This window comes from Amphritea opalescens, from assembly GCF_003957515.1.
In the GTDB taxonomy this organism is placed as follows: domain Bacteria; phylum Pseudomonadota; class Gammaproteobacteria; order Pseudomonadales; family Balneatricaceae; genus Amphritea; species Amphritea opalescens.
In genome coordinates, this window is sequence record NZ_RQXW01000009.1 from 82,009 (window position 1) to 107,199 (window position 25,191).

Below are 25,191 nucleotides of genomic sequence, written 5' to 3' on the forward strand. Positions count from 1 at the left end.
GAATACCCGCTTCTGTTTACTGACTGCACCGGAAACCTTCACCCATGACCACTCTTGCTGTTTCGGATGTTCTGGATCAGCTTAATGCCGCCCTGAGCGAGCATCATGATGTGGTGCTTGAAGCGCCACCCGGGGCGGGTAAAACCACCTTGGTGCCGCTAGAACTGCTGCAACATCCGCTGCTCGTTGGTCAAAAAATCCTGTTGTTAGAACCACGCCGCTTGGCCGCCCGAATGGCGGCTGGGCGCATGGCTGAGCAGTTAGGGGAGTCGGTGGGTCACCAAGTGGGCTATCGGGTACGGATGGATACTAAGATTGGCCCCAACACCCGTATTGAGGTGGTGACCGAAGGTATCCTAACCCGCATGTTGCAAGATGATCCGAGTCTTGAAGGCTATGGTTTAGTGATCTTCGATGAGTTTCATGAACGCAGTCTGGATGCGGATTTTGGTCTAGCGTTGACGCTACAGGGGCGGGAGTTGTTTCGAGACGAGCAGCCGTTGAAAATACTGTTGATGTCGGCGACCTTGGATAAGCGGGTGATTGAGCAACTGTTGCCGCAAGCCCCGCTGATCAGTAGTCAGGGGCGGATGTATCCGGTGGCTATTCACTATTTGGGTGCCGTCGGTCGAGATCAGCGATTAGAACAACGGGTTGCACAGGCGGTATTGCAAGCACTCGAGGATGAACCGGGGAGTGTGTTGGTGTTTTTGCCCGGCCAGCGGGAGATTCGGCAGGTGATGAGAGCCCTTAGTGGCCAGTTATCCACCGAGATTGTCTTGGCACCGCTCTATGGTGATCTCAGTATTCAGGCACAGCAGCAGGCGATTGCGCCAGCCCCCGAGGGACAGCGTAAAGTGGTGCTGGCGACCAATATTGCCGAGACCAGTTTAACCATTGAAGGCATTCGGGTCGTGATTGATGCCGGCCTGAGTCGAGAAGCGCGGCTAGACCCTGGCAGCGGCATGACTCGGTTGCACACCTGCCGCGTATCGCGGGCCGCGAGTATTCAACGTGCTGGCCGCGCGGGACGGATGCAGCCCGGCTGTTGTTATCGGCTCTGGTCTGAGGCGCAGCAAGCACAGTTAGCGCCCCATGCGACGCCGGAGATTCTGTCTACCGATTTGACCGCGTTAGCACTGCAATTAGCCCGTTGGGGAGTGGATGATCCCGCTGATCTTCGCTGGCTTAATCCACCGCCGGCCGCAGCATTGAGCCAAGCACGTGATCTCTTGGTGCGCTTACGGGCATTGAACGACACAGAGAAGGGCTTTCAACTGACGACTGCCGGTGAGTTGATGGCGCGGTTACCGCTTCACCCGCGGCTGGCTCATCTACTGCTGGTGGGTTGGCAAGCTGGCGCTACTCGGCTCGCCTGCGATGTGGCGGCACTGTTAAGCGAGCGCGATCCCCTGAGCGGTGATGCGGATATGAGCCGGCGTTTGAGTTGGCTTAAAGGTGATATTCGCTGTGATGCTCGGCAAAAGGGGGTGTTGCAGCGTATCCGCCAACTGAGTCAGCAGTTTTATCGGCTCTGTGGTCAGTATTTGGGGGCCTTGTCGCAAACGCAGACTGGGCTATCCGAATCGGAGTTAGTGGCGGTATTGATCGCTCAGGGCTATCCCGATCGTATTGCCGCCCGACGTCACAGTGGCGATCATTATCAACTCAGTGGTGGGCGAGCCGTTCGCTTAGTCGAGGCTGATCCGCTAGCCAAACACCGGTGGTTGGCGGTCGCCAATTGTGGGGGGATGCAGGGGCAGAGTGTGGATCGGGTGTTTCTGGCCTGCCCGCTACCGGATCGGTTGTTTGATACCGCCCTGTCTAGCTTGGTCGTAGCGCACACCGTGGTCGAATGGGATCGTCAGCAAAACCGTATGTGCTGTGAGGTGCAACATCGTATTGGGGTGCTGGTGGTGCGGCAGGTAGAGCTGAAAACCATCCCGATGGCGGAGAAAAACCGCGTTCTGATTGAGCAGATTCGCAAGCAGGGGTTGTCATTATTGCCCTGGAGTGACGGCATTAACCGTTGGCGTCAGCGGGTGGGTTTTCTCTATCAAGCACAACCCGCCGATGGTCCTTGGCCAGACCTCTCCGATACCGCACTACTGGCGGGGCTGGAGCAGTGGTTAGCCCCTTATCTCGATCCGATTAGCCACCTTAATCATTTTGCGCGGTTGGATCTCGCGGCTATTTTGCAGGGGTTACTGCCATGGCCGCTGCCGAATGAGCTGGAAAAGCTGGCACCATCCCGCTTAACCTTACCGTCGGGCCACAGTGCTGCGGTTGATTACAGTGATACTCCACCGGTGTTGGCGGTTAAGTTGCAAGAGATGTTTGGTTCAACCGATACCCCAGTTATCGGCTATGGGGTGGCGTTAAAGATACATCTACTTTCCCCTGCGCGTCGTCCATTGGCGGTAACACAAGACTTAGCTAGTTTTTGGGCCAACGGTTATCGTGATGTGCAGAAAGATATGAAAGGGCGATATCCCAAGCATCAATGGCCTGATAATCCTCAGGCATGTTTACCTTCGGACGGAATAAAACGAAAAAATCGCAAATAATTCAGTGGTGCTATTAATAATTTTCAAGATAGGCGCGCCTAACTCGACTAATATAAAAGTGCTCAGGTCGAGCATGAAAGCCTCAATCCGTTGGGGCCACCAATGAAAAATACGATAAGCCTTTGCATGCTTCATGTTGCCCCGCCAGCGCGGGGCTTTTCATTGCTAACGAAGGCAGTCATTGATCATCTTGAGCCAATCTATCCGCTATACGGTTATCGTCATTGATCCGGTTTTAATGCTCTGTTGAGGATAATAGCGCGTCAGTCTAGGGTGATAAGCAGCCGTCATTAGTTTTAATTGTCGATGGACTGATTGAAGCTAAATGGGCTTAGGATTGGATAATTAAGCCGATATTTACATGCTTTGTTGCGGTGCGGAAAAAAAGGACCCGGCGGGCGCCGGGTCGAATCAAGCCAAATGTGTGGCTCAAAAAGCAAAGTGCAACTACAATATAGCGAATTTTTTGTGCAATGCAAAATAAATCATAAATTTTTTTAAAACAGTATTGTTGACGTTCCACAGACTTACTTCTTGTTTGAATGATGATCGATAGATGGTCACGCCTTACATGAAGCTATTGTCCGCCTTATCTAAAGGGTGCAAGCCTTGGTTAAGGGGTTATGTCAGAGCGTGATTGAAGGGCCGCTTATCGCGGCGCGATCTTGATCGTCTTAGGTGGGAAAAGCGGTGCCGTCGTATCGACATGACGGTGCGTGGTTAACGTCTAGGGTAGGGTGAAATAAAAACCTTCCGCTCTGCTGATGCCTCGCAGGGATATCATCGGCTCATCATCAAACAACATGGCATCACCGGCTTCCAATATGCTGCCGTTAACTTCCAATTGACCGCGAAAGAGGTAGAGAAACCCGTGTTCAGCGACCGGTAAACCATAACTTTTGTGCTGCAGGCGGAACTGATACATCTCTAGCTGCTGGCCTATCTGTAAAGAGTCATCCCGACCATCGGCTGAGACAATCAATTGCACACCTTCACGGCTGAGTAGCTTACGTGATTGATAGCGGGGTGTTTGACCGGTTTTTTCTGGCACGATCCAAAACTGTAGCATTTTAAGGGTGGTTTCGAGGGAAGCATTTTGTTCTATGAATTCAGTGCCGGTACCGGTGCTGAGCAGTTGTAGGCTGCGGCCTTCCAATAATTTACGGGTGCCGAGAGAGTCGGTGTGTAGGTTTTTGCCATCCAGAATAACAGAGATGACCTCCATATCGGCGTGGGTGCTCGGGTCGATGGCTGCACCCGGATGAAGTAGATCTTCATTGGCGACGCGTAGCTCTGATATACCCATCCAGTCCGGGTCGAAATAGCTACCAAAAGAGAAAATATGGCGAGATTCAAGCCAGCCGAAATGGGCGTATCCTCGGTCTGAAGCGCGTTTTATTCTAATCATGTTGGTCCGCAAGTCGAAACAGTTCAACTCTGTTTTACCCTGTCGCTGGCAAGCTGTAAATATACTAATTGGTTTTCTGCCTATTAAGATCAGGATAAGATGCTGTTTTTGTGGGGAATCATATGGAACAGATCTTATCGTTTAGTGCTGCTTTCTGGATATTAGCGGTGTTGGGTGTGCTGGTGACCGGCATTTCAAAGTCGGGCTTCGCTGGCGGTGTTGGGGTGATTAGCGTACCGCTGATGTCGCTCTATATTGGGCCGGTGCAAGCGGCGGCGATTATGTTACCGCTGCTGATTTTGATGGATTTTTTCAGCGTTAGAGCCTGGTGGAGCCATCGGCGTGTCGATTTACTTAAGATCATGCTACCCGCCGCGATACTGGGGATCATCATTGGTTATCTGCTGTTTGGCTATCTGAATGACGATGTTTTGCGGTTATTGCTGGGGATATTATCGATTAGCTTCGGTCTTTGGGGGCTATTAAAAGGCTCTCGTTTTGGCGGAAGTTCGCCAATTATCGGCTATATCACTAGTACATTGGCGGGTTTTACCAGTTTTGTCGCCCATGCGGGAGGGCCGCCAATGAATTTTTATCTGTTACCGATGAAGTTACCCCGGGAGCAGTTTCTCGGCACGGCGGTGGTTTTTCTCGCGAGCGTCAATTTCGTTAAATTATTTGCCTACGGTGCTTTAGGGCAGATCAATACCGATAACCTGCTGGTGGGCCTCGTCTTGGCGCCTGTGGCTTGGATCGGTACGCGGTTGGGGTTAGTGATTCACAAGAAGCTGGATGACCAGCTGTTCTATCGGATCATTTTGGTAATGTTGGTGATCATTGGCGTAAAACTGGTTTTCGATGGTCTCTGATCAATCCTCGTTGATCGATTTTTTCGTTAAACGGGTTGGCGTTGTTATGGGTAGGGTGTTGTGGGCAGGATGTTGTGAGTAGAGAGTCTTGTACATGGTGATAAACAAAAAAAATCCGGTCGCCATTGGGGCGACCGGATTTTATTGTATTTACGCAGCTGATTTAGATACGGGCGGTATCCGCTTCAGTAGGTTTGTTGTAGATAGACTCGTCTAACTCATTTTCGCTTTTGCCTACCAGCATAGAGACCATCAGGTCGCCACAGACATTGACACTGGTACGCGCCATATCGAGGATACGGTCGATACCGGCGACAATCGCCAAGCCTTCGATAGGTAAGCCAACCGTGGTCAGCACCAGTGACAGCATGATCAAACCCGCACCCGGAACACCGGCGGTGCCGATAGAGGCGAGTGTGGACGTCATCACGATCAGTACATAATCCGAGAACGCCAGATCAATGCCAAAGGCTTGAGCGATAAAGAGTGCGCAAACACCCTGATAGAGAGCGGTGCCATCCATATTAATGGTTGCGCCTAACGGCAGTACGAAACTAGAGATGCTTTTAGAAACGCCCATCTCTTCCTGTGCGGCTTTAATCGTGGCCGGCAGAGTGCCAGAACTACTGGTGGTGGTAAAGGCGACGGCCGCTGGGTTGAGCAGGCCTCTCAGGTAAGGAATAGGGTTGAGTCGGCCGAGTATGCTGATCATACCGGTATAGAAAACCAATACATGGATCAGGCAACCGATATAGACAACGGTAATCACCTTGATCAGCGGTAGCAGAATGTCCATGCCGTATTTACCGGATACCCAAGCCATCAGACCGAATACACCGTAAGGCGCTAATTTCATCACCATTTCGGTCAGTTTGTACATCGCTTCGGCAAGGCTTTCAAACAGCTTAATGGCCGGTTCAGCTTTTTCACCGCTGAGGGTCAGTGCGATACCTAATCCCAGTGCAAATACGATAATTTGCAGAATGTTGCCGGCCGCTAAAGCGCTGACAGGATTCTTAGGAATCATGTTGAGTAGGGTTTGCACCAGTGTTGGCGCTTCTTTGGCGACAACGGTGGTATCGGTAATCGCCATATTCAGCCCTTCACCTGGGGTGAAAATGGTGGCTAGACCTAGACCGATAGTGATCGCGGCTGCCGTGGTGCAGAGATAAAGCACCACTGATTTTAGACCGATGCGACCCATTTTACGGGTGTCTTGCATGGAGGTAACACCGACCACCAGAGAGCAAAAGACCAGCGGTACGATGAGCATTTTAATCGCATTGATAAAGAGGGTGCCGATCGGTTTGAGCATCTCCGCATCCGGCCCCATGATGGCGCCGGCGGCGACACCGAGCACCATACCGACGAGAATCTTTTTCCACAGGGCTAGACCGCTCCAGAATCCTGCGCGGCTATCATTCGTTTTAGTGTTAGGCATAAGTCTTATCTCTTTATATAGTTATTTGATTGGCGCCTAGGCGCGTTAGGCTTGTGTCGTTAGCTAAACTTAGTGGTGGCGACGTTGTGGGTTAATCATATTGCTCGGTTTGAGAATGTTCTGTAGCGCGTCTTCACTCATCAGCTCTTCCTCTCTGATGAGTTCCAGTACGCCTCGGCCGCTTTCAAGGGCGGCTTTGGCTATGCGAGTAGAGTTTTCATAGCCGATGTAAGGCACCACGGCGGTGATGATACCGATACTCTGGTCAACCAACTCTTGGCAGCGGTCTCGGTTAGCCGTGATCCCCCGCACACAGCGGTTTTTCAGCATATCCATCGCTTGAGTCAGCATGCGAATCGATTCAAGAATGTTATAGGTGATCAGCGGCTCCATTGCGTTAAGCTGCAGTTGGCCGGCTTCCGCCCCCATGGTGACGGCAAGATCATTGCCGATAACCTGATAGGCCACCTGATTCACCGCTTCGGGAATCACCGGGTTGATCTTGCCGGGCATGATGGAGCTGCCGGGCTGTTGGGCCGGTAGGTTAATTTCCGACAGACCACAACGAGGCCCCATGCTCAGCAGACGTAGGTCGTTGGATATTTTGGAGAGTTTTACCGCCAGACGTTTCAGCATGCCGGAGAACAACACAAAGGCCCCCATATCCGAGCTGGCTTCGACTAGATCAGAGGCGCGTTTGAATTCGAATCCACTGATTTCGGAAAGATGGTTGACCGCCATTTTGGCGTACTCAGGATCAGTATTAATACCGGTGCCGATGGCGGTACCCCCGAGGTTGATCTCTTTGAGTAGTTCAGACAGTCCGGCGATACGGTCGATATCTTCCGAGAGTGTGCTAGCGAAGGATTTAAACTCTTGGCCTAGTGTCATCGGCACCGCATCCTGTAGCTGAGTGCGGCCCATTTTGATGACATCGGCAAATTCGTCACCCTTGGCGGCGAAGGCATCACGCAGAGATGATAGGGCTTTCACCAACACGCCATGTTTTAACAGAATGGATAATCGAACCGCCGTTGGATAGGCATCATTGGTCGATTGGGACATATTGACGTCATTGTTGGGGTGCAGGTAACGGTATTCGCCCTTGGCATGGCCCATCTGTTCGAGCGCGATATTAGCGATAACTTCGTTGGCGTTCATATTGGTGGATGTACCGGCACCGCCCTGAATCATATCCACCACAAATTGGTCGTGATATTCACCCGCGAGGATTGTTTTGACCGCTTTTTCGATGGCAGAGGTCTTTGTATCATCGAGCAACCCCAACGCATTGTTGGCCTTGGCGCAGGCTAATTTGACCAGCGCGAGTGCTTCCACGAGTTGCGGAAAGTGGCTAACGTGAACGCCGCTGAGGTCGAAGTTTTTCTGTGCTCGCTGAGTTTGAATCCCATAATAGGCATCAGATGGCACGAGTGCTTCACCGAGTAGGTCTTTCTCGCGACGTCCGTTTGCTTGTTGCTGTACCTGTATGGTGTCAGCCATGTTGTTACCCTCGTGGATTTTTATTGTGATCTATAGAGCGTATTACTAAGCAGGTAGAGTGCCAATAGTGTGCTTTTTATATAACACATTGTATTTAATGCGTTTTTTCAAGTTGTTTGGGTGGGCTGTTGATCGTAAAGGGGTATAACTAAAGGAATGATTATCTGTTGATAAAAGCAATAAGTTATTATAAATCAGATGGTTATATGATTTTCTGGTGGTTATAGAGGTGACGTTGGTTATAGGGGTTTGAGCTGGGCCGAAACCGCCTGTTGATACTAGGCGGTTTCGGGGATGATCAGAGTTGATTTGATGGTGTGGCTATCGCGGGTTAAGGCTGTTGTTTTTTTAATCGTTTACTGAGGGCTGGTTGGGATATGCCGAGTAAGCGAGAAGCCAATGATTGATTACCTTGAGCGCGTTCCATCGCCGCTTCAACCAGGAGTTCACCGACTTCCTGTAAGGTGGGGAGAGGTTGGTCTGGATTAAACAGGGGTTTAGTGAGATCCGTATCGGGTTGGGGTATCTCTTGACTCAACACGCGGCGAAATACCTCCATCGACAGCATGCGGGACCGGTGTTGGCTCATCGCATCATAGGCTAGGGCTCTCAGCTCACGGATATTGCCCGGGAACTCATAGTTAGCCAATAACACGGGTAGCTCTTTGGGGATGGTGGGTTTGTTCTTATTGAGTTCATCGGCGGCCTCGGTCAGGAAGTACTCCAATAATAGGGCGATATCACCTTTACGCTGTCGCAGCGGGGGAATAGTTACCTGATGGATACGTAGGCGGTAGTAGAGATCTTTACGGAACTCGCCGGATTGTTGCTTAGCGTCTAGATTTTGGTGGGTGGCGACAATCACTCGCGCGCGTATTCGTTTTGGCCGGTCGCTTCCCAGTGGGTAGTATTCCCCCTCTTGTAGCAGACGCAGAAGCTTAACCTGCGACGGTAGGCTGAGATCCCCTATCTCATCGAGAAACAGGGTACCGCCAGCCGCTTGTTCAATCATCCCAGCCCTTGTGCTATCGGCCCCGGTAAAGGCGCCGCGTTGATGCCCGAATAGAGTGTCGGCAAAAACATTGTCGTCGAGTCCGGCGACATTGACACTGACGAGTGCCCCATTACCGTTACTCAGGGTATGAATGGCTCTGGCGATCAGTTCTTTACCCACACCGCTTTCCCCCGTAATCAGCACCGGCTGACTACTGGTAGAAATAGATTCGAGGTACTGAAATACCGAACGCATGCCTTTGTCTTGGGTGATAATATCGGCGAATACATCGGGGCGCTCTAAGGTGTCGGTGAGAAACCGTTGGCGCATCGCCTGACTTTCCTGACGCATCTCCTGTAACTGGATCGCCCGTCGCACCCCCTCAATCAGTCGTCCCTCTTCGGTAGTCTTAACAAAGTAATCATAGGCGCCAAGGCGGATACACTTTACGGCGGTTTCCAGTTGGTTTAGGCCGCTAATGATAATAACGCCTACTTCAGGGTGTTCTTCGACGATCTGTTGTAACAAGGTTTCGCCAGACAGATGGGGCATGGTGAGATCAAGCAGTACCAACCCGATCGGTTCGCGGGCGATCATATCCATTACTTGGCGGCTATCGTCGCAGCGATAGATATTGTTGATCCCTCCGAGGCGTTCGAGGGCGATGCTGAGACTGCGTAAAAAAGAGGCTTCATCATCAACCAGTAATACGCCAAAGCTAGGGTAACGATTGTTATTCATAGGTAAACGTCTCTTGGAGTTGCGAGTAAGAGCAGGGTAACAAGGGTTCCCTCGTGGGGGGTGGAATCGTAGACGAGATTGCCGCCATGTTCTTGTACGATACTCGCCGAAACCGATAGGCCAAGCCCCGTGCCGCCCTGTTCCCGTTTAGTGGTGAAGAAGGGGTCACTCAGACGGGTGATATTGTCCGCCTCGATGCCGCAACCTTGATCCTGAATAGCTAGACAGAGGGTGTTATCTTTGGCGCGATAAGAGGTGTTGATTGTAATACTCTGATCGGTTGAATCTAACGCCTGACAGGCATTGACGATCAAGTTGATAATCACCTGTTCAATACGTTGTGCATGGCCCTTAAACGGCGGTAAGTGGGTGCCGTAGGTGACGCTGAAATGATCGGTAGAGCTGCGGATGGTGTTATCCACTAAGCGAATAGCGGTCGCGAGTACCTCATTGAGATCCACCGTTTCGCTAAGGTCGGCCGGACCTTGACGGGCAAAGTCCCGTAGGTCATCGACAATTCGTCGAATACGCTGGGTGCCCGCTAACATATCATCGAGCATAGGGGGGATTTCATCGCGCATGCGACTGTAGTTTAGTCCGCCCATGATGAAATCACCGTTGGTCTGGTAATGGTTTTCGAGAATCTCTTCGGCATCCTGATAAGCTTCTTTTAACACCGGCAGATTAAGCAATAGTAAGCTGCTAGGGTTGTTGATTTCGTGTGCCACCCCTGACACCAGTATCCCTAAGGATGTCATTTTATCAGCCTGCAGCAGCTGCTGTTGCTGTAATTTTAATTCTTGGGTACGGCGACTGACCTGTCGGGTTAGCATCCGGTTCCAGATGACGATGCCGCCCAATATCAGTAAGAGTAACGCCGAAATAATCGCCGCGGCCTGACCAATTTTTTTCCACGGCAACCCGGCGTTTTCCAGTGGGCCTAGCCAACGATCATAGATCGCTTGCTGACGTCCGGTGTTTTTCAGGATGGCTAGCCCCTCGCTAAATTGAGAGAGAAGGTCCTCGTTACCCTTCATGACCGAATAACCATAATGTTGTGCGCCGAATGGTTTGCCAACCGGCACAATATTAGACAGTTCGAGCTCTTGGCCTAGGTAGAGCCCGGGCAGGTTGGCTACCAAGGCGTAATCGTGTTGTCCGGAGGCGAGTAAACGCAGGGCGGCGGTGTGGGTGTCGACTAGGATTAAGTGGGCTCCGACATTATTTTGTTGTAAATAGTCATGCATGATGCCACCACGTTGAACAATGACTTCGTGGCCTTTAAGTTCTGCTAGTTGGTTGACTTTAGGGGTGCCTTTACGAGCAAAAATCGATTGGTGAACGATGGCATGGGGGGGCGAGAAACTATATTTTTTGGCTCTATCGACTGAATAGATAATGCCCTGCATGGTATCGATATCACCCTGTTCAAACCGCTTGCGCATGCTGTCCCAGTCGCCAAGGGTGATTTCAATATTGATACCCATGACTTCAGCGATCGCTCGGGTGAGTTCCGTGTTGTAACCGTCCGGTTCACCATCTTCATTGATAAACTCATACGGTGGATAGTTATAATCGCCACCAATCTGAATGACTCTATTCTCAGTTGAACGGGCTTGAACCGTTATGCTCAGCAACAAAAGCGTTGTTAGGCCAATGAGCCGTAAGGGGAGCCGATAGAGCAGGGCAGTGATGCGGTTTAGAGTCATATAGGCTTGTTTGGCTTCATTTCAGATTAAGTTAAGGGCTTAGCTTAATGAACTATGTGTGGCGACTAGCGACTAACTAATAGATTTAAATGGCCCACGATTTAAGTATTGCATAGCATAACCTTTATCTAGGATCTCTGGATAGCCACGCTACCTGCCTATGATCGTGATTTGGTTGTGGAGATTGACGGGCTTTCAAATAAGCACGAAGAATTAGCCAGACGTCATGTTAGGGGCAAACATAGGATCAGGATCAATAGTTAATGAATCACTTGCGATTCAAGCATGAGAGTCGCTCGACATGGAAGGGGGAAAGGCATTTAATAATAGTATATCAGCACAGCGGTTATTTAACTGTGCAGGCAGGGACGGCACAGGGTGCCCGAACTGAGGAATATCTCATTTTAGATAAAACGCTGAAATGAGTCGTCCGGCGCTAGGTGGTTGTCGCTTTAACAACACCACATCTAGCCACCGAGTCATGTCATTACACTTTAAAGATGAGGACATAAAATGACTGATATAGATATTGGTATAAGCAAACAGGATCGCACCGCCATTTCAGATGGTTTGAAACGTTTATTGGCCGATTCTTACACCTTGTATCTACAAACACATAATTTTCATTGGAATGTCACGGGCATGCAGTTTCGTGAACTGCATCTGATGTTTGAAGAGCAGTATACCGAATTGGCGATCGCCGTCGACGATATTGCGGAGCGTATTCGGACACTAGATGTGCCAGCACCGGGGACCTATAAAGAGTTCGCTAAACTCAGCTCCATTGAAGAGGTCGAGGGTGTGCCTAGCTCTGCTGAGATGGTCGAGTTGCTGACCAAAGGTCACGAGCAGGTCATCAGAACATCCCGTCAAGTGTTGAAGATTGCGCAAGATGCAGATGACGAATCAACCGCTTCTCTGGTATCCGATCGTATGCGGTTACATGAAAAAACCGCTTGGATGTTAAGAGCAACCAAAAAAGCATAAGATGCTTTTCAACTGAACATGATGATTCGCAACCCGCTATAGTGGGTTGCGATATTGTTATTCTATTTTCCCGTTTCCCGTTTCCCGTTGTTTAGGCGTTAAGCAACGACCCCTCATAAAAGCACTGCAATCCTCATAGCGTTTTGTGTGATACTACCCATATAAACAAACCTTTAAGCCACTGATAGAAATATTGAGGAAAACGAATGTCGAGCCGAGTGTATGTGTTAGCACAATTTAAGCCGAAAGAGGGTAAGGAAGCCGCGCTGTTTGAGGTGTTAAAAGCGTTGGAACCGGATGCGTATCGTGAAGAAGGCTGTGTTCAATATCGGGTGACCCGTCAAATCGTTCATCCCAGTGCGACAAACAATGAATACACCATCGTATTTAATGAAATTTGGCAAGATGCGGCTGCTTGGTCAGCCCATGGTCGAAGAAAACAGATTCAACAGTTTTTTGAAACCCAGGTTCAAGCAGACACCGGCTTAGTCGAGGATGCTATTGTTACCGCCTATACCGATGAGAGCGCCGATTTTGATGCGCCGGTTTTTGAGTAACACTTTCCTGTGATTTCGCTGAGTAATCCTATCGCCCATCACCCTATGGGTGATGGGGTTCAGGCTGATGACGTGGGATTTTAGCGCTAACATTCGGCAACCATTACGACGCTGGCGCAAGCTTGCTAAGAGCAAAAGTAATCACACAGTGGTCTATATATTTCTGAACGAAGATGCTGGTGACTTTTGATGTCGGGCCTCTATGATTGAATCACTTTCCCCTCAGCAAGCGAGAAAATTGGTGCTGTTATCGCAACGGCTACCTCCAACTCGTCAAGGTAATGCTATCGCGGCAACGCTAGCGGCAATCGAACACCTTGGTTATATTCAAATCGATACGATCTCAGTGGTGCAGCGCGCCCATCATCATACGTTATGGAATCGTAACCCCCGTTATAACCCTTCACACCTTGAACAACTTCTAGCCGAGCAGCAGATCTTTGAGTACTGGTCCCATGCGGCGGCTTATTTGCCGTTACGTGACTTTCGCTTTAGTTTGCCCCGTAAGCAAGCACTTGCCACGGGTGTACAGAAACACTGGTATGAGCGAGATGAAAAGATGATGGCTTTGGTGCTGCAACGCATTGCGGCTGAAGGGCCTTTAATGGCGAAGGACTTCGATTATCCCGGTGAAAAACTGGGTGAATGGAAAACGAAGCCCGCCAAAAGAGCACTAGAATCGCTATTTATGCAGGGTGATTTAATGGTGCCACGGCGTATTAATTTTCATAAAGTTTATGATCTGACGGAGCGGGTACTGCCCAGTCATATCGATACTCGAATGCCTGATACCGAAGAGTACGCTCGTTTTTTGATTAACCGCTATTTACGGGCCAACGGGTTAGCTCAACCGGCTGAGATCGCCTATTTACTGAATGGGGTTAAGCCACTTGTGACGGCAACATTGAAGGAGATGCTGTCAGCGGGAGAACTGCTGCAGGTGAGTGTTGCCGGTCAATGCTATTACACCTCATCGGCCTCACTGGAATTGCTCAATAAACCGTTAGCTCGCCGTAAACTAAAGATACTGTCACCCTTTGATAATCTGCTGATTCAGCGGAAACGAATGAAGGCGTTGTTTGGTTTTGATTATCTCATTGAATGTTATCTGCCAGAGGCTAAGCGTCGCTATGGCTACTTTTCGTTGCCGCTGCTTTGGGATGGAAAGCTCGTTGCGCGTATGGACTGCAAGGTGAATAGGGGTGAATCATTGCTGCATATTCATCATTTGGTATTGGAGCCATCGGTTTCGAATACGGATGCTCTGTTTTTAGCGCTACGTCAGGAGTTAGCTGCATTTTTGCAATTTAATGGCTGCCAGAAACTACGTCTCGGTCGTATTAGCCCTGCCAAGTTAAAACCCGCACTGCTGCGGGTGGTTGAGGATTTGACAAGCTAAGGGCTGCGAGGTTTTGGTATTGCGAGTGTTAATTGAGGGCATATAAAAGGTTAATTGATATATATCAGAGTGGTACTGTTTCCTTCGCGTAACATTGTGAGCGGATTAAATCCGTTTTATGCGGGGATAAACCCCTGCAAATATTTAAAAACCATAGTGATAAGGATATCATCAGCTAAGCTGCTCAGGGATTGTAAGGGTATGCTTTATCAAGATGTTTCATGGATGAAAAAGGTTGAGCCCTATTTCACCCTCCCATAGATACCTCTCTTTTAGTCACCGATTCTGGCGGCAGAAATGTAAGTGTTTATTCAAAACATTAGGCTCGTCATTGGCTCTTTGGCCGGTCTAAAAACTCTCATGAGCCACAATGGAGATAAGATGAAGTTACGTCGAATGACACTGCTAATCGTTGCTTGCTTGTTGTTACCGCTACAAGCGTTTGCGGATTCCGCATTATCTAATCGTTTTTCAGATTCTGAATTGGTTCGAATCATGAAAGGTGAAGGTTATGGAGCCGTTAAGAAAATTGATGATGGTTCTATAAGAGTTAAGATCGATGGACGGACATACATGCTGTTCAACCAGGATGATGGTGATCTTCAGGCTTATTATGGTATCGGTGGTACCAGCATCTCGTATCGGGATATTAATTCGTGGAATAGAACAAAGCGTCTGTCTCGGGCTTATTTAGATTCAGATCGTGACCCTGTGCTTGAAGCCGACCTGCTAGCCAACGGTGGCTTAACGGTAGAAAATGTCACTGAATTCTTTAAGGTCTTTGTCGGTTCTGTTGAGCATTTTAGAGAGTTTATCATTGAGCATGATGATAGTTAATTTAACGGCTATACCGTATTAACAGTTGCGCTGAAAGGTTCTTCTGTTTGATAGGGGCGCTTAAGGGCGCCCCTTTCTTTTGCCTATCCGTTTCTATACTGTGGCGATAACTGTTTGACTAGTGCAGAGATATTTATGATTCAAGCAATCACCGGTTTCCATAAGGATGAAGAAGATGACTGGGTAGCTGAATTACAGTGCGGTCATTTTCAACACGTGAGGCATAAACCCCCCTTTATTAATCGGCCTTGGGTGGTCACAGAAGCGGGGCGCCTTGGGAAACTTGGCGCCTGCTTGCAGTGTAAGAAGTGTGACCTAGGTGAGCCTAAAGATTCTTTGGCTTAAACCTGTCTGTATTTTCCTCCGTCACCAGATGGGTGTTTGTCAAAAGGGGGTGTTGCAGAGTATCTTCGACTTGTCTGCTGATGATTTGAGCCTTAATGATTAGCCTAGCGATGATGGTATCCCGTAAGATTGTCGTGCAAATGAATCTGGCAGGTGTTCGGCCTCTTTCAACGGGCCTGCTGCCATAGCGGCCGAGTGTTAGGGGCTCTTTTCTGATCAATAGGGTTTAAACATGGAGTTAGTATGCTTAAGGTAAAACCTGAATCCCCTGATTTTAATATTAAGCATGAGACGCATGTCGAGGTGCTATTAAAGTTCTTGTTGTTGGCTTTTATTCTGGTGGCCTACTTTCTGTACATGAGCTGGAAGTATGATGCCTCGACGGGTTTTGCGGTGGCATTGTTAAGCTGGACCTTCTTTGTGCTCTGCACGCCGGTGGCCGATGGCGGATTTATTCTCGCTTTTCCCATTCGCTTATTATTCGGTATTAAGATGTCCATCACACAGGTGGTGCTATGGTTTGTCGCATTAGGGATTAATATCTTTATGCTGCTGTCCGGTTCAGATGCCTACGATCTGACCTATCTAACACAGTTGTTAAAACATATTTTGACAGTGCCTTATCCTTACTGGTGCATCTTGATGTTGAGTGCTGCAGGGACACTGTTATCGATCTATTTTGGGGATGAGATGATGGATGTGACGGCACATAAAAATCGAGCGTTACACCACCGTCATGGCATGAAGTATCGGGCCTTAATTGTGGCGGGCTTCGGTGTGCTGACGATAACGTCCTATTACTTTTTACTCAAAAGCTTGAATGTTCAGCTACCGGGATAGATTCTGTGTTATTTTTTAAAAAAGGTTAAAGGCGGTCACGGTACGCCGGTAGGTATGACGGTTAGTTTTCGGTAGACGTTATTTTAGCCATCGTTATGGTGTGGTTATTTTGAAGGTGTTACTTGGGTAGTGCTGAAGGCAGTATTTTTGTGGTGATGACTATGGCTGCTTTCGCCGTTGAGGAAGAGGCTTATGGAAAATTCGTATGAAGCTTTAAGTCTAATCCTAGATTCGATCACAGAACACATCGTGGTGATCGATGGTAACGGCATTATTCAATATACCAATAAAAGCTGGTCTGAGTTTGGTGATAGTAACGCCTGTGCTATTAGCGATGACTGGCGTGGAGTGAACTACATCGAAGAGTGCGATAAAGCGTCCGTTATGGGGGATGATTTTGGCATTCAGGCGAAAAAGGGTATTTTAAGCGTTATCAGTAAAGAAGCGCCGTTCTTTTATTTTGAATATCCCTGTCATAGCATCGATGAGAAACGCTGGTTCACAATGCGTGTTACGGCGTTAAAAATGTCCAATAGGGACTACTTCGTTATTTCCCATCAAAATATTACCGAAAGGAAGTTAGCTGAAGAGGAAGTGCGTAACCTTGCGCGGCTTGATGGACTGACTGATATACCTAATCGCCGTACTTTTGATGAGTTTTTGCATAATGAATGGCGCCGCTGCTTGCGACTTAATAAACCTATCTGTCTAGCGATTGTCGATTTAGATCATTTCAAATTACTCAATGATCACTATGGACACCAGATTGGCGATGAGTGTTTAATTAAGATTGGCAAACTGCTTAAAAAGTTTGCCTGCCGTCCCGGTGATATCTGTGCTCGCTATGGCGGCGAAGAGTTCGCTTTGATCTGGGCTGATACGCCTTTAGAGCAGGCTGAACGGTTATCAAATGAACTGTTGGCAAAAATAGTTGCATTGGGTATCCCCAACGAGAGATCGCCCACCGATGATTATCTGACGGCCAGTATTGGACTGGCAATGAGTGTCCCCGAGAAAGACAGTAATGAGCGTGAGCTTATTAGTTTGGCCGATAGCATGCTTTATCGAGCGAAAGAGAGCGGGAGAAATAAAGTTGAACTGTTTAGCCATCCTGAAGCGCTGCAACGTTAGTATCAACCCCGTCTTCATTTTGCTACTGGTCAACGGGCAGCTCAAAGGGTGTTCGTTAACGATTGGGTAGAGCATGTTACCCCTATCAGCCGGCTTCGCCGTCACTGTATATCAATATTAGTTTTAGGTTTTGTTGCTGAAGAGCATATCGATTTAAACGAGTTTAATACGCATCAATAGCGATGAAGTATCGAAAGGAGAAGTTGTTTGGACAATGCTAGAGGCAGTATTTTTATGGTGATAGCCATGGCTGCATTCGCTGTTGAGGATATGTTTGTGAAAGCCGCCGCTAACACGATCGCCATCGGTTTAATTTTAATGCTGTTTGGGCTGGGGGGCATGTTGATTTTTATCTTTCTAACATGGCGCAGAGGCGAGTCGGTTTTCCATCCGGCGATTCTGTCCCGGCCGGTATTGCTACGGGCGATATGCGAAGTGGTTGGGCGTATGAGCTTTGCCCTCGCGATCACCCTGACAGCCTTATCGAATGCTTCGGCGATTCTTCAGGCCACCCCATTGATCACCATGCTAGGTGCGGCGCTATTCTTTAGCGAACGAGTGGGTTTAAAGCGTTGGTTGGCGGTGATGGTTGGCTTCGGGGGTGTGTTAATGATTGTTCGCCCCGGTTTAGAAGGTTTTGAAGCGGCTTCATTGTTTGCCGTCGTGTCGACCCTTGGTTTTGCGGGGCGGGACCTTGCCACTCGAGCGGCACCCTTGGCACTGTCGAATATGCAGTTAGGGGTCTATGGTTTTTTTGTCCTGATACCTACTGGGTTAGCGCTACTGCTGTATAGCGGTGACGCCTTATATGTTGAGCCTGTGGCGTTAGCGCAGGTTGCTGGGGCTATCATTTTTGGTGTTCTGGCCTATAACGCACTTACCATTGCGATGCGTACGGGGGATGTGTCGGTGGTGTCTCCGTTTCGCTATACCCGCTTGCTGTTTGCATTGCTCTTGGGGATTTTTGTATTTGGCGAGAGTCCCGATGCGATCACACTGCTAGGCAGTTTGCTGATCGTCTTGAGCGGTGGTTATACCTTGATACATAGCCGGCGAATCGCGGTGGCCAAATTGAATAAGCTATCCGCTAAGGTGTAAGCCATAGCGGGGTCTAGCATCGGGGTTGTTAACCGAGGAGCGGCTCGACCCCTATAGCCCTATAGCCCGATAGCTTGATTGTTAATAATATCGAGGCATCGGGTTTGGTCGTATGGTAACCGCGCTTTTATTCCTGCAGGAACTGATTCTGAGTACGAAAGTTATGCGCTTCGTAGGTGCCGAGATTGCGCATCTCTTTGGTAAAGAAAGCGAGCTCCTGAAGTGCGTACTGCATCATGCGATCATCGGGATGGCCTTCAACATCCAGATGAAAACTGGCGCCTTTGGTTAGCCCATTACGGATATAACTTTCTAGTTTCACCATATTGATACCGTTGGTGGCAAAACCGCCCAGCGCTTTATAGAGCGCAGCGGGAATATTGCGCACGGTAAACATCAATGAGGTGATATAGGCGGTGTCTGCTTTGCGTTCAGGGATGCCCTGTTCGCGAGACAGAATCAGAAAGCGGGTGGTGTTGCCGGTAATGTCTTGAAAGTTGTCTTGCAGGATATCTAGGTGATAAAGCTCAGCGGCTAAGCTTGATGCGATCGCGGCATGGCTTGGGTCTGGGTTTTGCGCCAGTTCGAAGGCCGAACCTGCAGTATCGAAGCCGGCAATCGGCTCTATGTTCAGTTGTTTGATATGGCCATCACATTGGGCAAGCGCCTGGGGGTGTGATGAAACGGTTTTGAGTTGTTCGATTGAACCGCCTTTGACGCCTAGCAAACAGTGATTCACGGGTTCGAAATGTTCACCGATGATATGTAACTGGCTTTTGGGCATGAGGCGATAGATCTCTTCCACCCGGCCTGCGGTTGAGTTTTCCAGCGGAATCATCGCAAGTTTTGACTTGCCCTGATCGACCATGAGCATCGCTTCCACAAAGGTTTCACAGGCAAACGCCTCCATTTCAGGGAAAACTCGGCGACAGGAAAGGTGTGAATAGGCGCCTTCGACGCCCTGAAACGCGATGATGTTGGGTGTAGCTGACATGGGGAATCCGGTCGATGAAAATAATAAGACACTAATTATGTCATAGATTTTAATATTTGCAGTGAGCGGGCGTGATTTTTTCAGTAATATGGCCGCAACTTATTGACCCGCTTAATTTTGCCAGCTTAATGTGAGAAGCCGATGACACCGGAACGCACCGCTAAACTTATTCAGACGCTCAACCGCCGACAGCCTGATCTGACCCTGATCACGGATCAGGTTCATAAGCCGCGTAATATTGCGGCATTGATTCGCACCTGTGATGCGGTGGGTATCTCTCGGATACACACGGTGAGCCCGAAAGTGGGATATGAGTTTACCGGTACTACCCGCGGTAGTGATCGTTGGGTTGCCAGTGAAAACCATAACAGTGTTGATGAAGCGGTTGGGGTTGCTAAAGCGCAGGGCATGAAAGTCTACGCGGCGCACTTTTCGGATCGAGCGATTGATTATCGCGATGTGGATTTCACCATTCCCTGCGCACTGTTGATGGGGGCCGAAAAAGATGGCGTGAGTGATGCTGGTGCGGCGTTGGCGGATGAACATATTTTGATTCCGATGATGGGGATGGTCGGCTCGCTGAATGTCTCGACCGCGGCGGGCATTATTCTCGTAGAGGCGCAGAACCAACGTCTGAAGGCGGGGTTGTATGAGCAGTCTAGGCTTGACCCTCAGGAATATACCGATACTCTGTTTGAGTGGAGCTTTCCTGAGCTAGCGGATTTTTGCCATAAAAAAGGCTTGGACTATCCGCCGTTGGATGAGCTGTTAGCATTGCAGGATGCGCCGGCCTGGTATCAGGCGGTCCGTGAGGGGCTAGCGGCGAAACGACAATGGTAGTGCGTATTAATAACCCAGAGTCTATCCGCAGAGGCTTTTTGGCCTCGGGATTGTCTACTTGCTGCGTTTGACATGATCCCCTACGCCTATAATCGGAGAGAGTGAGTGCAGTTTCCGCGTTTTGTCCCGCTTGTCTTGCTGATGCTGTTGCTATCTGTAGTAGGCACGACACTGGTGACACAGTTTGTGCGTAACTGGGCGTTGAATGACTTACAGGAGCGTGGCGAGAGTCAGCTGTTAGATATCATCAGCCAAACCCGTTCGGAATTGGCGGAATATCAATACTTGCCCTTTCTGGTGTCCCAGAGCCGGGAGGTGGCTGAGCTGTTACAAGCCCCTTCGTCCGATCAAGCCGCGCGGGTGAGCCGTTATCTTGAGCAAACAAACTTAGTGGCCGGTACAACGGCGCTGTTTGTTTTGGATGAGGAGGGGCGTCCCCAGGCGTTTAGTCACTGGCGAGCGCAGCAGAATTTCTATTCGGTGAGTCATCAGCAGCAGGCTTATTTTCTTCAAGCATTAGAAGGGTTACAGGGTTTGCATGTGTTGCTGCCCACGGCTCAAAACGATGGGGCGGTGTACCTTTCGGCCCCCGTTTATGTTGAACGAGAGCTGCTAGGCGTAGCGACGGTTCGGATCGACCTTGAATTGCTACAGGCGGGCTTGGAGCAGGCGAGTCAGTATCTGTTTAGTCAAAACAATCATATTCTTATGGCGAGTCACTCGTTTCAGTCGAGCAAACAGTTGAATGAGCTGTTTGTTAAACAGCAAACGTCGCGACTTTACGATGGTTCTGATATTACGCTGGTTGAGTTAGCGACCGGAAATAAAGGCATCCTACAAACCGTCACCTTGGATGATTTAGGTTGGCAGGTATCGGTCTTCAATGATTTGAGTGAAGTGACGCGGATTCAGCGTAACGCGAGCCTGTTTACCATCGCTTTCTGTGTTGTTATCTCGTTATTGGTTTTTCTCTTGCGAGAACGACAACTTAAACATATCTCCCGGCGGGAAACTCAACAGGCATTGGAGCGCAGTGAGGCGCGTCAGCGGGATATTATTAATAACGCCCATGTGGGGATGATTACCCTGAACAGTCAGGGGCAGGTTCTGTTTATTAATCCGATGGCGATGCAGCAGTTTGGCGTGTCTATGCCGCGCATACTCGGTACCTATATCGGTGAACTGATCGAGCCGGAAGTCTTTCAAGGGGTGATGAAGCGGGTGCTGGGCCGTTTAGGTACCCGTGGGTTTGCTCAGGTGACGGCGATGGAGACGGTGGGCAAGCGTTCCGATGGTAATATTTTCCCCATGTTATTCTCGATTAAACAGATGAAGCGGGAATCAACCGAACACTATCTCGTGACCGTGATCGATATTACCCAGCGGAAACGACTCGAACGGGCCTTGCGCAAGGCCAATGATGAGCTTGAACATCAGGTGCAGCAGCGTACACAAGCACTCAGAGAAGCGCAGGATGAGTTGGTGCAGGCGGAAAAAATGGCAGCCTTGGGGCGTATGTCATCCGCGGTGGTACATGAGCTAAATCAACCCCTCACGGCGTTGAGAACCTATATTGCTATCTGTCGGAAACTGATTGAGCGACAGGAGACAGAGCAGCTTGATAGCAATCTTCAGTTGATCAATGATCTGATCAGTCGTATGACGGTGCTCACGCGGCAACTGAAAACCTTTGCATATCAAAAACCGCAGCACCTCTCGCCGGTCGATCCGGTGTTAGCGCTCGATCAGGTGGTTAACCTATTTCGCGGACGGATGGCGCGGGAGCATATTGAGCTGCTATATCCGAGTACTGATCTACAGGTGCAGGTGAGTGGAGATAGTGCCCGGCTAGAGCAGATCTTCGTCAACCTTATCAGCAATGCCTGTGATGCACTGCAGGACGTCAGTGGAGCACAGTTGTCGATCGGTCTACACAGTGACGGCACCACCGTGAGTATTGAAGTGGCGGATAATGGCGCGGGGATTAAAGAAGCCGATCATTCACAGCTGTTTGAACCCTTTTTTACGACTAAACCGATTGGTGAAGGTTTGGGGTTGGGGTTATCGATTATACGCTCGATCATCCGTGATCTGCAGGGTGATATCCGCGTGAGTAGCGAGCCGGGGCGTACCTGTTTTACGGTGACCCTGCCATTAATTAGTGACGCTGAGGAGTGATAATGAAGAGTGGTCAGGTTTTGCTGGTGGATGATGATCCGCTAATCCGTCAATCAACATCTCAATGGTTAGAAATGGCGGGCTTTGATGTGATTGCCTGTGACCGAGCCTCCGATGCACTAACCCATCTGGATGAGCATTTTCCGGGTGTGGTGGTCAGTGATGTGAAGATGCCGGAGATGGATGGTCTGGCGTTTATGCAGCAGGCTCGTTCGATTATTCCCGAATTGCCGGTGATTCTGATCACCGGCCATGGGGATGTGGATATGGCGATCGGCGCGATGCGTGATGGCGCCTATGATTTTATCGAAAAGCCCTTTGTCCCTGAACGTTTAGTCGAAACCATTAATCGCGCCTGTGAAAAACGCTTGCTGGTGCTGGAAAATCTGCGCCTACAGCAGGACATCGCATCCCGTAGTGGTATCGACGGTAAGATTATTGGTATCTCACCCTCTATTCAGAAGCTTCGCCGGGATATTCTCAAATATGCGGCACTGAATACCAATGTCATTATCTATGGTGAAACCGGCAGTGGTAAAGAGTTGGTAGCCCAGTGTCTGCATGAGTTTAGTCTGCGCAGTGAGCGTAACTTTGTACCGATCAACTGCGGCGCTATTCCTGAAAATTTGATCGAGACTGAACTGTTCGGCCATGAAGCGGGGGCCTTTACCGGTGCTGCGAAAAAACGTACCGGTAAGTTTCAACACGCGGATGGTGGCACACTGCTGTTGGATGAGATCGAGAGTATGCCGGCCAATTTACAGGTGAAAATCCTGCGCAGCATTCAAGAGGGGATGATTGAACCGTTAGGATCAAACAAGCAGGTGCCGGTGGATCTACGGATTATCGCGGCGTCTAAAGCCGATCTATCGGTGGAAGAGAATTTCCGTCAGGATCTCTATTATCGCCTGAATGTCTCCTGTCTCTATCTTTCGCCGCTACGTGAGCGTACCGAAGATATTCCGCTGTTATTTGAATACTATGCCCGTCAAGCGGCGACCCAGCACGGTCGTGAATTACGAGCGATTACCCGACAGGATCTAACTAATCTGCAACAGTATCCTTGGCCGGGTAATGTTAGGGAGCTGAAGAATATCGCCGTGCGTTATGCGATCGATGACACTCTACCGGTGGCGGATCTGATCTATCCGGAAACGGCGATCGAACCCATGGGCGGTGAGCGGGACAGCGGGTTACCACTGGCAGCACAGGTCGCTAATTTTGAATATAAAGTGATCTGTGATGCGTTACGCCAGCATAACGGCAATATTAAGGCGGTGATGGAAGTGCTAGATCTGCCAAGACGGACACTGAATCAAAAAATGGTTAAGTATCAAATCGACCGCGCTCAGTTTATTGACGATAGTAAAGCATAAGCTCGCTGTGGCGACCTTGTCGCCCCTATTTCTCTATCATAAGCAAAAAATTGCTTATTGATCCTCCATTCCCCCAAAACTGTGCTTAACTTCAGTGTGAAGCAGAGGTTAAGTCGTGGATTTTGTCGCACAAGCGTCCAATATTTCCCGTTATAAGCAAAAAGTTGCTTATGCTTTGCTGTCGCTATAGGCAATAGTTTGCTTATCCGGTCTCTTTTTAAAATCACCTATTGATAAAGAAGTTTTATTTATCAATGAGTTAAATATTTTATCTTTGATTGGCATTGGTATTGCTTATAAAGAAGCACACTAACAATAAATTCTAAATCCCGAGTGAAGGAATCCAACATGCAAAGCAGTAAACGAACTCTGATTAAAGGTATTGGCCTTGCTGTTACATTGAGTGCCGCTCTGGGCGGTACTACGATGGTACAGGCCGCAGAAAACCGCTCTTATATTCTAGCGACGGCCTCTACCGGTGGTACTTATTACCCGGTCGGTGTGGCTTTGGCGACACTGACTAAAGTAAAACTCGAACCTAAACATAAAGTATCGCTGTCGGCGATTAACTCTGCAGGTTCCGGTGAAAACATTAAGTTGCTGAGCGAAAATGAAGCTCAGTTCGCTATCCTACAAGGCCTCTATGGTGCTTGGGCTTGGAATGGTGAAGGCGCGTTTGCACAAAGCGGTCCGAAGAAACACCTCCGTTCTGTTTCTATGTTGTGGCAGAACGTTGAGCAGTTTGCGATTAAAACCGATCTGACGAAAACCGGTACTGTCGATGACTTAGCGGGACTGGATGGCAAGAAGTTCTCAATCGGTAAGAAAAACTCAGGTACTGAAGGTTCAGGTCTACAAATTCTGGGTGGCCTAGGTGTTAAGGCTGACAGCTTAGATATGGCTTACATGGGCTATGGTCCTAGTGCGGATGCACTGCAAAACGGCACCATCGTGGGTATGAACATTCCATCAGGCGTACCGACTTCGGCGATCACCCGTGCTTATGCATCTCTGGGTAGCGATATGACCGTGCTGAACTTTACCGATGAGCAGATTAAAAAAGCGAACGGTAATTATCAGCTGTGGACCCGTTTTGTGATTCCAGCCAATACCTATCCGGGTCAGGTTAAAGATATCAACACCATGGCACAGCCTAACTTCTTGGCCGTACGTGATGATATTTCAGAAGAAGATGTTTATCTGCTAACCAAAGCGGTTTATGAAAACCTGTCATTCTTGAATGGTATTCACAAGGCCACTAAAGCGATGTCACTTGAAAAAGCGATTGCCGGTTTACCTCTGCCGTTGCACCCAGGTGCTGCTCGTTACTACAAAGAAGTGGGTCTGACGATTCCTGCACATCTTATCGCTGAGTAA

The 25,191-nt window shown here is 49.2% G+C and carries 20 protein-coding genes; 14 read left to right on the plus strand and 6 right to left on the minus strand.

Annotated features, from left to right (window positions below; translation table 11 throughout):
* The first annotated feature begins 44 nt into the window (after nucleotides 1-44).
* Entirely contained in the window at nucleotides 45-2,567 is a 2,523-nt protein-coding gene (gene hrpB / locus EH243_RS11520; protein WP_126158816.1) for an ATP-dependent helicase HrpB, read from the plus strand.
* Nucleotides 2,568-3,294: 727 nt separating this feature from the next.
* Here the strand turns inward: hrpB and EH243_RS11525 are convergent.
* A complete protein-coding gene (locus tag EH243_RS11525) occupies nucleotides 3,295-3,975 on the minus strand; it encodes a pirin family protein (protein ID WP_126158817.1) in 681 nt (226 codons plus the stop codon).
* Nucleotides 3,976-4,097: 122 nt separating this feature from the next.
* Between EH243_RS11525 and EH243_RS11530 the strand changes: the two genes are divergently transcribed.
* On the plus strand, nucleotides 4,098-4,844 hold the full coding sequence (locus tag EH243_RS11530; RefSeq protein ID WP_126158818.1) for a sulfite exporter TauE/SafE family protein: 747 nt from the start codon (nucleotides 4,098-4,100) through the stop codon (nucleotides 4,842-4,844).
* A 163-nt stretch (nucleotides 4,845-5,007) separates the two neighbouring features.
* On the opposite strand, the gene EH243_RS11535 is transcribed toward EH243_RS11530, so the two are convergent.
* The 4 genes from EH243_RS11535 to EH243_RS11550 form a co-directional block, all read right to left on the minus strand.
* Nucleotides 5,008-6,285: a dicarboxylate/amino acid:cation symporter gene (locus EH243_RS11535; RefSeq protein WP_126158819.1), complete on the minus strand. Its 1,278-nt coding sequence runs from the start codon at nucleotides 6,283-6,285 to the stop codon at nucleotides 5,008-5,010.
* A 69-nt stretch (nucleotides 6,286-6,354) separates the two neighbouring features.
* Nucleotides 6,355-7,788, minus strand: coding sequence for an aspartate ammonia-lyase (locus EH243_RS11540; RefSeq protein WP_126158820.1), 1,434 nt, complete (start codon nucleotides 7,786-7,788; stop codon nucleotides 6,355-6,357).
* Between the two features lie 331 nt (nucleotides 7,789-8,119).
* Nucleotides 8,120-9,523, minus strand: a complete 1,404-nt coding sequence (locus EH243_RS11545) for a sigma-54-dependent transcriptional regulator (protein WP_126158821.1) — start codon at nucleotides 9,521-9,523, stop codon at nucleotides 8,120-8,122.
* Entirely contained in the window at nucleotides 9,520-11,232 is a 1,713-nt protein-coding gene (locus tag EH243_RS11550) for a transporter substrate-binding domain-containing protein (RefSeq protein WP_126158822.1), read from the minus strand. Before EH243_RS11550 ends, EH243_RS11545 begins: the two co-directional genes overlap by 4 nt.
* Before the next feature lie 513 nt (nucleotides 11,233-11,745).
* Here EH243_RS11550 and EH243_RS11555 point away from each other — a divergent pair.
* The 8 genes from EH243_RS11555 to EH243_RS11590 all read left to right on the plus strand — a co-directional run bounded on the left by EH243_RS11555 (nucleotide 11,746) and on the right by EH243_RS11590 (nucleotide 18,426).
* Entirely contained in the window at nucleotides 11,746-12,219 is a 474-nt protein-coding gene (locus EH243_RS11555; protein ID WP_126158823.1) for a Dps family protein, read from the plus strand.
* A 206-nt stretch (nucleotides 12,220-12,425) separates the two neighbouring features.
* A complete protein-coding gene (locus EH243_RS11560) occupies nucleotides 12,426-12,776 on the plus strand; it encodes a putative quinol monooxygenase (protein WP_126158824.1) in 351 nt (116 codons plus the stop codon).
* A 202-nt stretch (nucleotides 12,777-12,978) separates the two neighbouring features.
* Complete coding sequence (locus EH243_RS11565; RefSeq protein WP_206441599.1) at nucleotides 12,979-14,175, plus strand: winged helix-turn-helix domain-containing protein; 1,197 nt, start codon at nucleotides 12,979-12,981, stop codon at nucleotides 14,173-14,175.
* A gap of 381 nt (nucleotides 14,176-14,556) precedes the next feature.
* A complete protein-coding gene (locus EH243_RS11570) occupies nucleotides 14,557-15,012 on the plus strand; it encodes a YbjN domain-containing protein (RefSeq protein WP_164549108.1) in 456 nt (151 codons plus the stop codon).
* Nucleotides 15,013-15,147: 135 nt separating this feature from the next.
* Entirely contained in the window at nucleotides 15,148-15,357 is a 210-nt protein-coding gene (locus EH243_RS11575) for a DUF3565 domain-containing protein (protein WP_126158826.1), read from the plus strand.
* Between the two features lie 243 nt (nucleotides 15,358-15,600).
* On the plus strand, nucleotides 15,601-16,197 hold the full coding sequence (locus tag EH243_RS11580) for a hypothetical protein (protein ID WP_126158827.1): 597 nt from the start codon (nucleotides 15,601-15,603) through the stop codon (nucleotides 16,195-16,197).
* A gap of 192 nt (nucleotides 16,198-16,389) precedes the next feature.
* Entirely contained in the window at nucleotides 16,390-17,328 is a 939-nt protein-coding gene (locus EH243_RS11585; protein WP_126158828.1) for a sensor domain-containing diguanylate cyclase, read from the plus strand.
* A 207-nt stretch (nucleotides 17,329-17,535) separates the two neighbouring features.
* Entirely contained in the window at nucleotides 17,536-18,426 is an 891-nt protein-coding gene (locus tag EH243_RS11590; RefSeq protein WP_206441600.1) for a DMT family transporter, read from the plus strand.
* A 127-nt stretch (nucleotides 18,427-18,553) separates the two neighbouring features.
* On the opposite strand, the gene EH243_RS11595 is transcribed toward EH243_RS11590, so the two are convergent.
* Nucleotides 18,554-19,420 carry a prephenate dehydratase gene (locus EH243_RS11595; protein ID WP_126158829.1) on the minus strand — a complete coding sequence of 289 codons (867 nt, stop codon included), beginning with the start codon at nucleotides 19,418-19,420 and terminating at the stop codon, nucleotides 18,554-18,556.
* Between the two features lie 141 nt (nucleotides 19,421-19,561).
* Here EH243_RS11595 and trmH point away from each other — a divergent pair, with 141 nt between their 5' ends.
* The 4 genes from trmH (at nucleotide 19,562) to EH243_RS11615 (ending at nucleotide 25,191) form a co-directional block, all read left to right on the plus strand.
* On the plus strand, nucleotides 19,562-20,260 hold the full coding sequence (gene trmH / locus EH243_RS11600) for a tRNA (guanosine(18)-2'-O)-methyltransferase TrmH (protein ID WP_126158830.1): 699 nt from the start codon (nucleotides 19,562-19,564) through the stop codon (nucleotides 20,258-20,260).
* Between the two features lie 105 nt (nucleotides 20,261-20,365).
* Complete coding sequence (locus EH243_RS11605) at nucleotides 20,366-22,438, plus strand: sensor histidine kinase (RefSeq protein ID WP_126158831.1); 2,073 nt, start codon at nucleotides 20,366-20,368, stop codon at nucleotides 22,436-22,438.
* A gap of 2 nt (nucleotides 22,439-22,440) precedes the next feature.
* The gene (locus EH243_RS11610; RefSeq protein ID WP_126158832.1) at nucleotides 22,441-23,814 is read left to right on the plus strand and encodes a sigma-54-dependent transcriptional regulator; all 1,374 of its coding nucleotides are present in this window, start codon (nucleotides 22,441-22,443) and stop codon (nucleotides 23,812-23,814) included.
* Between the two features lie 348 nt (nucleotides 23,815-24,162).
* Entirely contained in the window at nucleotides 24,163-25,191 is a 1,029-nt protein-coding gene (locus EH243_RS11615; RefSeq protein WP_126158833.1) for a TAXI family TRAP transporter solute-binding subunit, read from the plus strand.

Bases quoted from the DNA above. Each gene is read 5' to 3' on its own strand.
- hrpB (WP_126158816.1), top strand. From the start codon at position 45: ATGACCACTCTTGCTGTTTCGGATGTTCTGGATCAGCTTAATGCCGCC.
- EH243_RS11525 (WP_126158817.1), bottom strand. From the start codon at position 3,975: ATGATTAGAATAAAACGCGCTTCAGACCGAGGATACGCCCATTTCGGC.
- EH243_RS11530 (WP_126158818.1), top strand. From the start codon at position 4,098: ATGGAACAGATCTTATCGTTTAGTGCTGCTTTCTGGATATTAGCGGTG.
- EH243_RS11535 (WP_126158819.1), bottom strand. From the start codon at position 6,285: ATGCCTAACACTAAAACGAATGATAGCCGCGCAGGATTCTGGAGCGGT.
- EH243_RS11540 (WP_126158820.1), bottom strand. From the start codon at position 7,788: ATGGCTGACACCATACAGGTACAGCAACAAGCAAACGGACGTCGCGAG.
- EH243_RS11545 (WP_126158821.1), bottom strand. From the start codon at position 9,523: ATGAATAACAATCGTTACCCTAGCTTTGGCGTATTACTGGTTGATGAT.
- EH243_RS11550 (WP_126158822.1), bottom strand. From the start codon at position 11,232: ATGACTCTAAACCGCATCACTGCCCTGCTCTATCGGCTCCCCTTACGG.
- EH243_RS11555 (WP_126158823.1), top strand. From the start codon at position 11,746: ATGACTGATATAGATATTGGTATAAGCAAACAGGATCGCACCGCCATT.
- EH243_RS11560 (WP_126158824.1), top strand. From the start codon at position 12,426: ATGTCGAGCCGAGTGTATGTGTTAGCACAATTTAAGCCGAAAGAGGGT.
- EH243_RS11565 (WP_206441599.1), top strand. From the start codon at position 12,979: ATGATTGAATCACTTTCCCCTCAGCAAGCGAGAAAATTGGTGCTGTTA.
- EH243_RS11570 (WP_164549108.1), top strand. From the start codon at position 14,557: ATGAAGTTACGTCGAATGACACTGCTAATCGTTGCTTGCTTGTTGTTA.
- EH243_RS11575 (WP_126158826.1), top strand. From the start codon at position 15,148: ATGATTCAAGCAATCACCGGTTTCCATAAGGATGAAGAAGATGACTGG.
- EH243_RS11580 (WP_126158827.1), top strand. From the start codon at position 15,601: ATGCTTAAGGTAAAACCTGAATCCCCTGATTTTAATATTAAGCATGAG.
- EH243_RS11585 (WP_126158828.1), top strand. From the start codon at position 16,390: ATGGAAAATTCGTATGAAGCTTTAAGTCTAATCCTAGATTCGATCACA.
- EH243_RS11595 (WP_126158829.1), bottom strand. From the start codon at position 19,420: ATGTCAGCTACACCCAACATCATCGCGTTTCAGGGCGTCGAAGGCGCC.
- trmH (WP_126158830.1), top strand. From the start codon at position 19,562: ATGACACCGGAACGCACCGCTAAACTTATTCAGACGCTCAACCGCCGA.
- EH243_RS11610 (WP_126158832.1), top strand. From the start codon at position 22,441: ATGAAGAGTGGTCAGGTTTTGCTGGTGGATGATGATCCGCTAATCCGT.
- EH243_RS11615 (WP_126158833.1), top strand. From the start codon at position 24,163: ATGCAAAGCAGTAAACGAACTCTGATTAAAGGTATTGGCCTTGCTGTT.